Origin of the sequence: Polynucleobacter necessarius, from assembly GCF_900095185.1 — a bacterium.
In the GTDB taxonomy this organism is placed as follows: Bacteria; Pseudomonadota; Gammaproteobacteria; order Burkholderiales; family Burkholderiaceae; genus Polynucleobacter.
Genome location: NZ_LT606948.1, coordinates 446,860 through 460,288 on the forward strand (window position 1 = coordinate 446,860; position 13,429 = coordinate 460,288).

Annotated in this window: 10 protein-coding genes and 2 pseudogenes; 10 read left to right on the forward strand and 2 right to left on the reverse strand. The window is 45.2% G+C overall.

Features of this window, described 5'->3' with window-relative positions; translation table 11 throughout:
* Window positions 1-26: 26 nt before the first annotated feature.
* Window positions 27-2,549, reverse strand: coding sequence for an LPS-assembly protein LptD (locus tag DXE31_RS02640; RefSeq protein WP_114697713.1), 2,523 nt, complete (start codon window positions 2,547-2,549; stop codon window positions 27-29).
* Window positions 2,550-2,582: 33 nt separating this feature from the next.
* On the opposite strand from DXE31_RS02640, the pseudogene DXE31_RS02645 reads away from it, so the two are divergent.
* From DXE31_RS02645 to ruvB, 10 genes and pseudogenes are all read left to right on the forward strand, one after another.
* Window positions 2,583-3,580 (forward strand): annotated as a pseudogene (locus tag DXE31_RS02645) (aminoglycoside phosphotransferase family protein).
* 16 nt (window positions 3,581-3,596) lie between these two features.
* A complete protein-coding gene (locus tag DXE31_RS02650) occupies window positions 3,597-4,253 on the forward strand; it encodes a nucleotidyltransferase family protein (RefSeq protein ID WP_114697714.1) in 657 nt (218 codons plus the stop codon).
* Entirely contained in the window at window positions 4,246-5,613 is a 1,368-nt protein-coding gene (locus DXE31_RS02655; RefSeq protein WP_114697715.1) for an aminopeptidase P N-terminal domain-containing protein, read from the forward strand. The genes DXE31_RS02650 and DXE31_RS02655 overlap by 8 nt, the downstream gene beginning before the upstream one ends.
* Before the next feature lie 16 nt (window positions 5,614-5,629).
* Window positions 5,630-6,787: an FAD-dependent monooxygenase gene (locus DXE31_RS02660; RefSeq protein WP_114697716.1), complete on the forward strand. Its 1,158-nt coding sequence runs from the start codon at window positions 5,630-5,632 to the stop codon at window positions 6,785-6,787.
* A 162-nt stretch (window positions 6,788-6,949) separates the two neighbouring features.
* A complete protein-coding gene (dusB, locus tag DXE31_RS02665) occupies window positions 6,950-7,951 on the forward strand; it encodes a tRNA dihydrouridine synthase DusB (protein ID WP_114697717.1) in 1,002 nt (333 codons plus the stop codon).
* A 63-nt stretch (window positions 7,952-8,014) separates the two neighbouring features.
* Window positions 8,015-8,272 (forward strand): annotated as a pseudogene (locus DXE31_RS02670) (helix-turn-helix domain-containing protein).
* A gap of 36 nt (window positions 8,273-8,308) precedes the next feature.
* Window positions 8,309-9,889 (forward strand): bifunctional phosphoribosylaminoimidazolecarboxamide formyltransferase/IMP cyclohydrolase, encoded by a 1,581-nt coding sequence (gene purH, locus DXE31_RS02675; RefSeq protein ID WP_114697719.1) that lies wholly within the window; start codon window positions 8,309-8,311, stop codon window positions 9,887-9,889.
* A 31-nt stretch (window positions 9,890-9,920) separates the two neighbouring features.
* Window positions 9,921-10,442: a crossover junction endodeoxyribonuclease RuvC gene (gene ruvC, locus DXE31_RS02680; RefSeq protein ID WP_114697720.1), complete on the forward strand. Its 522-nt coding sequence runs from the start codon at window positions 9,921-9,923 to the stop codon at window positions 10,440-10,442.
* Between the two features lie 42 nt (window positions 10,443-10,484).
* On the forward strand, window positions 10,485-11,066 hold the full coding sequence (gene ruvA / locus DXE31_RS02685; protein ID WP_114697721.1) for a Holliday junction branch migration protein RuvA: 582 nt from the start codon (window positions 10,485-10,487) through the stop codon (window positions 11,064-11,066).
* A 40-nt stretch (window positions 11,067-11,106) separates the two neighbouring features.
* Entirely contained in the window at window positions 11,107-12,177 is a 1,071-nt protein-coding gene (gene ruvB / locus DXE31_RS02690; protein ID WP_114697722.1) for a Holliday junction branch migration DNA helicase RuvB, read from the forward strand.
* Here ruvB and tyrS read toward each other — a convergent pair.
* Entirely contained in the window at window positions 12,174-13,406 is a 1,233-nt protein-coding gene (gene tyrS, locus DXE31_RS02695; RefSeq protein WP_114697723.1) for a tyrosine--tRNA ligase, read from the reverse strand. The genes ruvB and tyrS overlap by 4 nt on opposite strands.
* Window positions 13,407-13,429: the final 23 nt, after the last annotated feature.

Genomic DNA, 13,429 nt, shown 5'->3' on the forward strand with positions numbered 1-13,429 from the left:
TTGTTTAAAAAAAATCATACAAAGCATCATTGATAGTTCTCGTATGTTGAAGGTGGTATCGACCTAGAGGTAGGGATATATCCAGGAACATTTAGCCTCATGATATCAACTGGATTGATTCCAGCGCTACCAAAGCCTCTAAATTCAAGCTGGAAGAGTATCTGGGTAGTAGTAGTCTGAGCAGTAGTCAAGACCCGAGAGTATGCTCCTCGGAAAGTCCAACAATCTCTATTCCACTCCAAAGCCATCAAGCTGCTCAAAGTCTTGGACGCTAGAGCGTCATATACCCAGCGTCCTAAAACTGAAACTTCTCTTGTAATTGGCCACTGACTGGAAATATTGTATTGATCCGTAGTCGTAGCCGCAGGAACAAATGCCTGGTTATTCTGAATGGATGCTTGCACTGGTGGAGACCAGACATTGCGATATCCGAAATTTAAGCTTCTACCTGGAGTGGGTCGCCATCTGCCACCAATGGTAGATTGCACAAAACGATTTAATTGAGTGTTGTACTGACCAAATACATCAACGCTGAAATTGCCAAGCAATTGAACAGAGCCAGAACCTAAAGCATCAGAATAGGTAGTAGGATTGACAATCGTTCCATTTAAGCCAACATGTTGCCCGGTGAACTGTTGCTTTTTGGCTAGCACGACATTAGCACGCTCTGCACCAGTATTGGCGTCAATTATACGACTAGTCAATCCTAGGGTGGCTGCATTGTTATCTGCTACCCGGTCATTACCAATGAATGTATTCTCACTGAAAATTTGCGAGATACCAAAGCCTGCATCTGCAGCATCAAATAGTGGAGTCTGCGCTTGACTCTGAAACGGTGTATAGACATAAAGAGCGCGAGGCTCCATGGTTAACAACATATCTCGGCCATAGAAACCTTTTAGCTCAGCGGCATCTCTTTCAAACGCTAACCCGGAATCCAAACTCAGTGTAGGGATTGTAAAGCCCTGAGCTACGGGGAGGGCGCCGGTTGCGAATGGAGTGGCGTTATACGTGTTCGACTGAAAGCTCACCTTAGGCGTGATGTAATACCCTGGAGTAACTTGTGGCAAGGCCATCGCTCCTTTGATGACCGTTCTATCTGCTTGGCTATAAACACCAGGAGCAGTGGCTCCTAAATTTCCAGCAATGTTATATGCAAATCTCGTGTAGTCGGCTGAAAACGTAGTTACAGGTCGAGATGGCAAAGTTACGTATTTTCCTCCAGTGGTGTGTGCCACGGCAGGTGTCAGACGATTGTCATATGAAGCCGTAATGTTTGGCATGACGTTATATGGCGCTTGAACCGGAGTTAAGTTTGGTTGCAAAGTCTGAAAAGTCAGAGCCCTTGCAGAGACGCTCCAATTACTCAAGCTACCTGTGAATCCTTTAGTTGTGCCTACCTCTTGGCAAAACTGACTTGTCACTGCTCCAGCAATACCTTGAGAAAGGTCAGTAGGATAAAAATTATCCGAAACTCGTGAAATATTGGCATATCCAGTCCAAGAGCCGGGCAATGGAACCCCGCCTGGGGCTACGCCGCCACTAAAAACTTGACGATGTTGCCAGTCATAACGCCAACGATCGGTTCCCGTCTTTTTGTCATACGGCAAATAGTCACCACCTAAACTGCCAGTATATTTAGCATCCATGTAGCGATAATTGGCGCCCACTTGTAGCCCACGCTCACTCATAAAGCGCGGGAGAATCAATAAATCTCGATTCGGCGCGATATTGACGTAATAAGGCTGCGTAACATCAAAACCTTTATTAGAGGTGTAGCCCATAACGGGCGCGAGGATACCTGAACGACGTTGATTTGAAGTGGGTGCAGTGAAATAAGGTACATATGCAATTGGCACATCAAAGAAGCGCATTACACCGTGCGTCCCAACCATTTCTTTTTGTTCGTTATCGATCTCTAAAGTACTGGCAGAAAAATACCAATCCATGTTCTGCGGTGTACATGTTGTGTAAGTAGCTTTATCAAAAACAAAAATATCGGCGTTTTCAATAGTGAGTTTTTTTGCAGTACCGCTTCCTCGCGTATCACGCAGCTCATACGTAGGCGTTTCCATTTCACCTTCGCGGGCATCTACCCTAAATTTAGCAGTTGGTCCTTTAAAAGTGGTATTTCCTTTAGTTAACTCCGCGTTGCCAACGAGATCAGCAACATCAGTATCGGGGTCGTAAATAATTTCATCTGCCTTTATGACCCCACCATTACGACGCATTTGTGCGCGGCCCTTAAGCTTCATTGTTCGATCAACTACACCTTCAATGGAGTCGCTTGAGGTGAAGGTGAGAGCTTTGCCATCATCCAAAGGAGCGCCAACTCGTAGCTGATCATCCAACTTTAAAATAGTGACATTACGCCGATCAGGCAACAAAACTGTATTTGCATTGGCTTGTGTAGCAGGTGGCAATGGGGTGGGTGCTTGAGTGTACCCTAACAAGGCAAATTGAAGCAATGCCAACCCCATCGTGACGCGTAGGGTTACATGCAAAAAAAGAGGGGCGCAAATGCCGGCGCGACAGCGATAATGACTCATAGATACAGACCCGCCTTATTATACGAATCGACCATGACTGACTTACGTTTAAACACCCTGCAGAACTGGCTAAAAGCCCTAGAAGCTCGCTGGCAATTAGATCTTGACTCACATTGCTGCCGGCCTCGGCTGATGCCAGCTTTCGACGCTATTTTCGAATTATGTCAAAAAACCCTAATTTTGGGACTTTGATTGTGATGGATGCCCCTCCACAACATGCGCCATGAAACGCCTTCATTAAGGTCGATTTATTGCTCCTGGAAGCTGGTTTAAATATGCCAAAAATTCTTGAACGAAATTTAGTAGAAGGTTTTTTGCTTTTATGTGATTTGGGCACTAAAACTTTTTTAGCTGAACTCAATAATGAGACGGCTGAGTGCCTATATAGAGATGCGACCCATGCATTGGTTTTAATGCAAGTAGCAAGCAAAGCAAACGTATTGCCAGATTACGATGAAAAACTATTGCAACGCGAGCTAGCTTTATTTCCAGAGTGGTATCTAAGGCAGCATCTCAAGATTGAACTTAATCCACAACAAAATGAGCAATTGAAAAAATCTTTTGCACTCATTATTGAGAATAATTTAGCGCAAGCAAAAGTCTATGTTCATCGTGATTACCATTCGCGTAATTTAATGGTGACTGAGCAGAATAATCCTGGCGCTATCGACTTCCAAGATGCAGTCTACGGACCAATCACCTACGATACCTCTTCACTATGGCGCGACGCTTACATTGCATGGCCAGAAGAGCGCGTCATTGATTGGGTGATTAAATTCTGGGAAGAGGGCCGAAAAGTAGGTCTACCAATGCCAGATGATTGTGGTCATTTCTACCGGGATTTTGAGTGGATGGGCTTACAACGTCATCTCAAGGTCTTAGGTATTTTTGCAAGGCTCTTTCATCGTGATGGCAAAGACGGCTATCTCAAAAAGATACCCCTTGTGCTCGAGTATGCAATTGCAACCGCCAATCGTTATATTGAGTTAAAGCCCTTAGCCCGCATTTTGGAGTCTACTCGAGTCAAGTAAGCGTAATACATGCTCTATGAATCAATGCGATTGGATACCCGTATTTATATTGGCGGCTGGCCGAGGTGAGCGTATGCGTCCGCTCACTGATGAAATGCCAAAACCACTATTGACTATTCAGAATAAATCCTTAATAGGATGGCATTTAGAGGCGCTTGCAAATGCAAAGATTCAGAGAGTCGTCATCAACCATGCTTGGCTAGGCAAAAAAATTGAAGCCACTCTTGGTGATGGGCGGCAATTTGATCTTGATATTCAATTCTCTGCTGAAGAATACGCTCTAGTGATCAATGGAGATGTATTTAGTCCGCATCTTCCTATTGAAAAGCTTTTGGATGTGACCTTGAGAATTCGCCAGGATCTGCACAAGCGATTAGCGCACTTATTGATGGTTCCTAACCCAGTTCAGCATCCCAATGGTGACTTTTACCTACAAGGTACTGACGTATCGAACATTGAATTGGTTGGATCAGAAAAGCTCACTTTTTCTGGAATAGGCATTGATCACAAAGACCTCTTTAAAGACCTGGAATTTGGGGCGCCGGCTAAGCTCGCACCTTTACTAAGAATGGCTATGGAGCAAAATCAAGTCTCTGGTGAAAAATATCTCGGTCCGTGGCACGATGTAAGCACACCACAACACTTACAAGAACTCAGTGCAGCATATGAATAAAAACACCATTTATCAAAACCGTAGGGATGTATTAGCAAAAAAGATCTTTACCAAAACAGGCGGGGGAATCGCAGTCATTTCTACCGCTCCTGAAGTTTCTCGTAACCGTGATAGCCAATTTCCTTATCGTCATGACAGTGACTTTTATTACTTGACCGGCTTTGAAGAACCGGGGGCTACCTTGGTCATACAGGTTGTAGGCAACGGCAAAAGCTACCAACTTCAATCTCATTTATTTTGCAGACCCAAAGATCCTGAGCGAGAACTTTGGGATGGTATTCGTCTTGGGCCGGAAGCTGCACCAGAAACTCTAGGTGTAGATTTCGCTCACAGCAATCGAGATTTGGATCAAAAATTAAGTGCTTTATTAGCTGAGCAAGATGCTATTTACATTCGTCTTGCTGAGAGCGCAGAGGCAGATAGACGCTTACGTCATTGGATGAAGCAAGTGCGTAGTCAAGTTCGCTCTGGAATCAATCCTCCATCAGAATTTCATGACGTGGAAGCATGTATTCATGAAATGCGTTTACTGAAAGATGCTCACGAAATCGGCATCATGCGTCGTGCAGCCGCCATTTCTGCCCGTGCTCATATTCGTGCTTTGCAACTTTGTAAGCCAGGACTACTTGAGTATCAACTTGAGGCGGAGCTACTTCATGAGTTTCGTAATAGCGGCGCCCAGAGCGTTGCCTACAATAGTATTGTTGCCAGCGGTGCAAATTCTTGCATCCTGCATTATCGAGCAGGCTCTAACGAATTACGCAGTGGTGAACTTTGTTTGATTGATGCTGGTTGCGAATTGGATGGCTATGCTTCTGACATCACGCGCACTTTCCCAGTGAATGGCAGATTTACTAGTCCTCAACGCGCACTCTATGACATCACGCTAGCCGCGCAAGAGGCAGCAATTGAGATAACGAAGCCTGGCAATACATTTATGCAACCGCATGAAGCAGCATTAAGAGTGCTGACCCAAGGTCTTCTTGATGAAAAACTATTGAGTCTTTCAGATTTAGGGTCGCTTGATAACGCCATTGAAACTGGCGCCTACCGTCGTTTCTATATGCACCGTACCTCACACTGGTTGGGTATGGACGTCCATGATGTCGGCTCTTATCACGAATCTAATGAAGACTCTAATAACACCGATAAACCATGGTGCATTCTCAAGAGTGGCATGGTAATCACGATTGAGCCTGGCCTCTATATCCGTCCAGGAGATGATGCAAACGAACAATTTTGGAACATCGGAATTCGCATTGAAGATGATGCCGTTCTCAATGATTCTGGTTGTGAACTGATATCGCGCGGCGTGCCTGTGAAAGCAGATGAGATAGAGGCACTCATGAAAAATACCTAAAAATAGAAATTCAAAAATGAGTACTTCTAGTTGCGATATTTTGATTCATGGTGGCGGCCCTGTAGGTCTCACATGTGCTGCCTGGACTCTGCAAAAATTTCCTGACGCAAAAATCACATTACTCGATCGCAATCCCCTTAATGATGAAGAGCTAGCAAATTCTGATAGTCGTGGAATAGCACTCTCACACGGCAGCAAAATTCTGCTTGATACTATTCATGGATGGCCCACTGAGTCTGTGGCAATTCATCAGGTGCATGTTTCACAAACAGGACGTTTTGGCCGTGCACTCATGACTCGCGAAGAACTAAATCAAGATGCTCTAGGTCATATCGTTCGTTATCGCAATATTCACATCGCAGTACGTAAGGCTTTAAGAAATATTCAATTAAATAGCCCTAACTTTAGTTGGCAATATGTTACCAAAGATCACGATGCTCATGGCATTCACGCTCAATGCATTGTCCATGCAGAGGGTGGCTTATTTAAGGATCAAGATTGGGTAGAAACTGGAAGGGACTATGATCAATCGGCGCTAGTTGGATTGGTGGAAGTTGAGAATGCAAAGCCCCATCAAGCCTGGGAACGTTTTACATCTGAAGGCCCTTTAGCAGTTTTACCCAGTCACTATGGTCATAACGTTCTCAATCTCGTTTGGTGTGGTACTCCTGAATCCTCACAACATCGCTTAACACTAAGTGATGCAGATTTTTTGTCGGAATTGCAAAACGAGTTTGGCGCTCGTATAGGCAGATTTCTGAAAATTCAAGGTCGTCGTTTATACGAACTTGGTTTGAACTACCGCAAAGAAATCACAATTGATCGTGAAGTATGGATTGGGAATGCCGCCCAAACTTTGCACCCCGTTGCAGGACAAGGTCTTAATTTGGGACTGAGAGATGCCTTCTTGCTAGCAGAGAAATTGGTCGGAGTATTTGCTGGGTCGCCAAAAGATCAACTCACACTAGTTTTAGAAAACGCTTTGCAAGAATATGCGCTCAGTCGCAAAATCGACAGAACAACCACCATAGGCCTCACCGACTTTATGGCCAGGGTGTTTACGTCGAATCTTGCCCCTATTGTGGCTGCCCGTGGACTGGCTTTATCGGCCCTTCAGTGGGCTCCACCAATCAAAACAGCCCTTGCTAGGCAAATGATGTTTGGCAGACGCTAGAGGGCTAAATTCCCCCTCAAGATTTCTACTCACTTCATTTCCTCTGAAAACGGGTTTCTGCCTAAAAATTAGGCAGATTTAGGCGCTTTTGTGCTAAAACTTCATACTTTACGCAAAAAACTCCCCCTCGATAAGGCCTTGAGTCATTTCCGAGCTTTTTAGATGAAGATTGGCCCACACCAACTAGCAAATAGACTGTTTGTAGCCCCTATGGCAGGGGTGACGGATCGTCCATTTCGTCAGCTTTGCAAAAAATTAGGCGCTGGTTATGCCATCTCCGAGATGGTTGCATCAAATGCACTGTTGTGGAAGAGTGAAAAAACACAGCGCCGCGCAAATCACGTTGGCGAATTTAAACCCATCGCAGTGCAAATTGCAGGGACTGACCCAGCGATGATGGCTGCCGCAGCCAAAATCAATGTCGATCATGGCGCTCAAATTATTGATATCAATATGGGCTGTCCTGCAAAAAAAGTGTGTAATGTTGCAGCCGGCTCTGCGCTATTACGTGCTGAACCTTTGCTTCAGCAGATTTTGGAAGCAGTAGTGAATACTATTGGCAGAGGACCCGACGCAGTACCCGTGACACTAAAAATCCGCACAGGTTGGGATTGTCAGAATAAGAATGCTATCGAGATTGCTCGCCTTGCAGAGAAATCCGGAATATCCATGTTGACCGTTCACGGCCGAACAAAAGCGGATCTCTATCACGGTGAAGCAGAGTACGCAACCATCACTGCAGTTAGAAATAGCGTCAATATTCCAGTGGTTGCTAATGGCGATATTCATAGTCCAGCAAAAGCTGAGGAAGTACTCAATATGACCGGCGCTAATGCCATCATGATTGGTCGCCCTTGGATTTTTCGCGAAATTCATCACTACCTAGAAGCTGGCGGCAAGCTGCCAACCCATGAAATCAATGAGATTCAGGCCATCATGCATGACCACCTATTGGATCATTATGAACTCTATGGAGAATACATTGGGCTACGTACGGCACGCAAACATATTGGTTGGTACTGCAAGGGATTGCGTGACTCTCACGCTTTCCGGCAGCGAATGAATACTGCCGATGATTGCAAAACGCAATTACAAATGGTTAATGATTATTTTGATGAGATGAAATCTCATTCTGATCGCTTGTTATTTTTAGAGGCAGCTTAGCGCTAGTTAAATTTTTTAGCTTGTATTATCTTTATTTAATAGTTTTTGTATTGATAGATTCTTATGACAAATAAACACCCGATTTCAGAATGTATAGAAACCCAATTACAAGGTAATTGAACGGATCTTAAGGGGATTGCCCCAACTGATATTTATAATATGGTTTTGACTGTAGTAGAAAAACCAATGCTGGAATTAGTCATGCAACATGCCAAGCAGCATCAATCTTTAGCTGCTCAATATCTAGGCATCAATCGCAACACACTGCACAAGAAGTTAGTTGAACATCAACTGTTGAATAAAGATTCAGCACTTAGCTAGTAAAGTTATTTTGCTTAATTCCATTCTCCGAAAACTATGATCCGTACAGCTCTAATCTCCGTTGCTGATAAAGATAGCATCGTGCCTTTTGCAAAAGCTCTCCATGAGCAAGGCATTAAACTCATTTCCACCGGTGGCACTGCCAAACTATTAGTAGAGAACAATCTTCCTGTTGTAGAGGCATCTTCCTTAACCAAGTTTCCAGAGATGTTAGATGGTCGTGTAAAAACGCTCCACCCAATGGTCCATGGTGGTTTACTGGCTCGTAGAGATTTTCCGGAGCATATGGCAGCTTTAAAAGAGCATGGTATTGATACCATTGATATGCTCGTGATTAACCTTTACCCCTTCAATGAGACGGTTGCTAAAGAAAGTTGCTCTTTCGAGGATGCAGTAGAAAATATTGATATTGGTGGACCTGCTATGTTGCGTGCTGCAGCTAAAAATCATCAAGATGTTACGGTATTAATTTCGCCTGAAGACTACGCACCTGTCTTAGCCGAAATGAAGGTCAACAAGAATGGTGTTTCATACAAAACAAATTTAGCGCTAGCCAAAAAAGTATTTGCGCATACCGCTCAATACGATGGCGCCATCGCTAACTACCTATCTGCTTTAGGAGATGACCTCAATCACAAAGCTCGCTCCGCTTATCCAGAAACTCTGCATCTTGCTTTTGAAAAAGCACAAGAAATGCGTTACGGCGAAAACCCACATCAATCTGCCGCCTTCTATAAAGACATCTATCCGGCAGATGGCGCACTCGCAAATTACAAACAATTACAGGGTAAAGAGCTTTCTTACAATAATATTACTGATGCAGATTCCGCTTGGGAATGTGTCAAAAGTTTTTCCGGGAATGCTGGCGGGGCAGCAGCGTGTGTCATCATCAAGCATGCCAATCCTTGTGGTGTCGCTGTAGGTTCAACCGCACTTGAGGCTTATCAAAAGGCCTTTAAAACAGACCCGAGCTCCGCCTTTGGCGGCATCATTGCTTTTAATGTCCCCTGCGATGGTACTGCTGCTAAAGCCATTTCTAAACAATTTGTAGAGGTATTGCTTGCTCCAAGCTTTAGCAAAGAGGCAAAAGCAATCTTTGCTTCCAAACAAAATGTACGTCTCTTGGAGCTTCCATTAGGCACAGCATTTAATGTCTTTGATTTCAAACGTGTTGGTGGTGGTTTGCTCGTGCAATCCCCAGATGCAAAGAACGTGCTTGAAAATGAAATGCGTGTGGTGAGCAAGCGCCTCCCTACTCCAAGCGAAATGCATGACATGATGTTTGCATGGCGCGTTGCTAAGTTTGTCAAATCGAATGCAATTGTGTATTGCGCTAACAGTATGACCCTTGGTATTGGTGCTGGTCAAATGAGCCGCGTAGACTCTGCCCATATGGCTAGTATCAAAGCTGAAAATGCTGGTTTAAGCCTGAAGGGCTCAGCAGTAGCGAGTGATGCTTTCTTTCCATTCCGCGATGGCTTAGATCTAGTGGTGAACGGCGGTGCAAGCTGCGCCATTCAACCGGGCGGCAGCATGCGTGATGATGAAATCATTGCCGCAGCAAATGAACATGGTATCGCGATGATCTTTACTGGAACACGCCACTTTCGCCATTAAGTAATACTAAAAACTGAGAGCACTATCTCCCATGCGCTGGATAGGAATTGACCCGGGTTTACGCACTACCGGCTTTGGCATGATTGATGTTGAAGGCCAAAAGCTCACCTATGTGGCCTCAGGAACAATTGAGAGTGGCGACCCTGCAACAAAAGGACTATCTGAGCGCTTAGGTGCGCTCTATACTGGCGTTAAAGAAGTGCTAGAGACCTATAAACCAGAGTCTGCTGCGATTGAAGAGGTTTTTTTAAACGTCAATCCCCGCTCCACACTGATGCTTGGTCAAGCCAGGGGTGCAGTCATTGCTGCTCTTGTCTCCGCGAGACTACCAGTGGCTGAGTACAGCGCCCTTAGAGTCAAGCAGGCCATCGTTGGTACAGGGCGGGCTGCCAAGTCACAAGTTCAGGAGATGGTCAAACGTTTGCTACGCCTGAGCCGCGCTCCTGGAGCAGATGCGTCAGACGCTTTAGGCGTAGCCATTTGTGCAGCCCATCACGCTCAAATACCAAAATCAATAACAGCAGCTTTATTAGCCAAAAAACGTAGTCAGTAAACGCAGTAAGTAAAAATACCCATCACAGGTTAAGATCTCCACATGATTGGTCGCATTCAAGGCACCCTCGTTTCAGTTCACCCTCCCCGTCTTTTGGTCGATTGCCAAGGCATTGGCTACGAGGTTGATGTACCGATGAGCACCCTGTATCAGCTACCTCAAGCTGGCCAAAAAATTACCCTACTCACGCACTTTCAAGTTCGTGAAGATGCTCAGCAACTATTTGGCTTTGCCACAGAAACTGAACGTGAAGCATTTAGACAACTCATCAAAATTAGTGGTGTTGGCTCACGTACTGCTTTAGCAATACTCTCAGGCATGAGTGTCAATGAATTGGCTCAAGCAATTGCTCTTCAAGAGGCTGGACGATTAACTCAAGTACCTGGTATCGGCAAAAAAACGGCTGAGCGCCTTTGTCTAGAGCTCAAAGGCAGGTTGACGCCCGACCTCGGTATCACCGGTGGTAAACCACAAGCCATTGAAGCGAGCAGTGCAATATTGCAGGCACTTCTGGCGCTAGGCTATTCAGAAAAAGAAGCACTTCTGGTTCTCAAACAAATTCCACCTGATATTAGCGTTTCAGATGGTATCCGCATAGGCTTAAAGTATTTATCTAAAGCTTAATTGCAAACATTGCTCAACAAAACACCACTACACTTGCAGCATGGCAATTCATACAGACGACCTAAGCTCAATTCCCGAAGAGATTCCAGAAGGTGATGACCGCATTGTCAGTGGTTCAGCTGGTAATGCCGAAGCCGTTTTTGAAAGGGCGCTTCGCCCTAAACAACTCGATGAATGTGTTGGCCAAACAAAGGCTCGCGCCCAACTAGAGATCTTTATTAGCGCTACTAGAGCTCGTCAAGAGGCTTTGGATCACGTTCTTTTATTCGGTCCTCCAGGTCTTGGCAAAACTACGCTTGCTCACATTATTGCTAGAGAATTAGGTGTGAATCTGCGTCAAACTAGCGGCCCAATATTGGATAGACCTGGCGACCTTGCTGCTCTTCTGACCAATCTTGAGGCAAATGACGTCCTATTTATAGATGAGATTCATCGACTTTCGCCAGTAGTAGAAGAAATTCTATACCCGGCACTGGAAGACTATAGCCTGGATATCATGATCGGCGAAGGCCCGGCAGCGCGAAGCGTCAAGATTGATCTGAAGCCATTCACGCTGATTGGCGCGACGACTCGTGCTGGCATGCTAACCAATCCACTTCGTGATCGCTTTGGTATTATGGCTAGACTGGAGTTCTACACCACTGAAGAATTAACTAAAATCATTAACCGCTCTGCAAGCCTTCTAAAGGCTGTTATTGATTCAGAGGGATCATTAGAAATCGCTAAGCGGGCTCGTGGCACTCCGCGCATCGCCAATCGCCTCTTGCGACGCGTACGTGACTATGCAGAGGTCAAAGGTGCCGGCATCATCACTAAAGCGATGGCTGATGGAGCACTCAAGATGCTCGATGTTGATCCAAGCGGGTTCGATGTCATGGATAGAAAACTGCTTGAAGCCATCTTGCATAAATTTGATGGCGGCCCTGTAGGTATCGATAACTTAGCGGCTGCAATTGGCGAAGAACGTGACACCATTGAAGATGTTTTAGAGCCTTACCTCATACAGCAAGGCTATTTACAAAGAACATCACGCGGTAGAATGGTCACCCGTCAAGCCTACGAGCATTTTGGCTTCACACCACCAGGCGGTAGCGGTAGCTTAGATATTTAAGCCAAGATTACTTTTGCAAACTTACGTTTGCCAACCTGAACTACATAGGTTCCAGCTTCGATTTTCAACTGCTTATCACTTACCGTTGCACCATCAATCTTGACACCGTTTTGCTCAATCTTGCGATTCGCTTCAGAGGTTGATGGAGCCAAACCAGCTGCTTTGAGCAGATTCGCGATTCCTAATGGCGTACCAGTTAAGGCGATCTCAGGCATATCATCTGGTACGCCACCCTTAGCACGGTGATTGAAGTCCTCTAATGCTTTTTCTACAGCTGCTTGTGAATGAAAGCGGGCAACAATTTCTTGTGCGAGCAGCACTTTGCAATCTTTCGGATTTCGACCAGCAGCCACCTCTTGCTTCATGAGATCGATTTCCGTCATTGGCCGAAATGACAACAAAGTAAAGTAATCCCACATCAAATCATCAGAAATACTCAGAATTTTGCCAAACATATCACCAGCGGGTTCGCTGATGCCAATGTAGTTGCCTTTGGACTTACTCATTTTCTCAACGCCATCTAATCCAACTAGGAGCGGCATTGTCAAAATACATTGAGGCTCTTGTCCATACTCGCGCTGGAGTTCACGACCTACTAGCAAATTAAATTTTTGATCTGTACCACCGAACTCCAAATCGCTCTTCAAGGCTACAGAATCATAGCCCTGCATCAATGGGTATAAAAACTCATGAATAGAGATGGGTACACCATTGCGATACCGTTTGGTAAAGTCATCACGCTCCAACATACGTGCAACCGTATGCTTTGCAGCCAACTGAATCATGCCTCGCGCGCCCAATGGATCACACCACTCACTGTTGTAGCGCACTTCAGTCTTAGAAGGATCAAGCACCATGCTCGCCTGACGATAATAAGTCTCAGCATTCACGGCAATCTCCTCTGCTATCAAAGGGGGGCGGGTTGCGTTACGCCCTGACGGGTCACCAATCATGCTGGTGAAATCACCAATCAAGAAAATAACGGTATGACCTAAATCTTGCAATTGACGCAATTTATTTAGCACAACGGTATGGCCTAAATGAATATCAGGTGCAGTCGGATCTAAACCCAATTTAATCCGTAGGGGGGTCTTGGTAGCCTGACTACGCGCCAATTTCTGAATCCAATCCGCCTCTACCAATAGCTCATCGCAGCCGCGCTTGGTGACTTCGAGAGCTGCATAGACTTCAGGGGTCAATGGATATTTTTGTTCTGGTTTGGAAGTCATGCTGATTCAGTTAAATTAGTAGT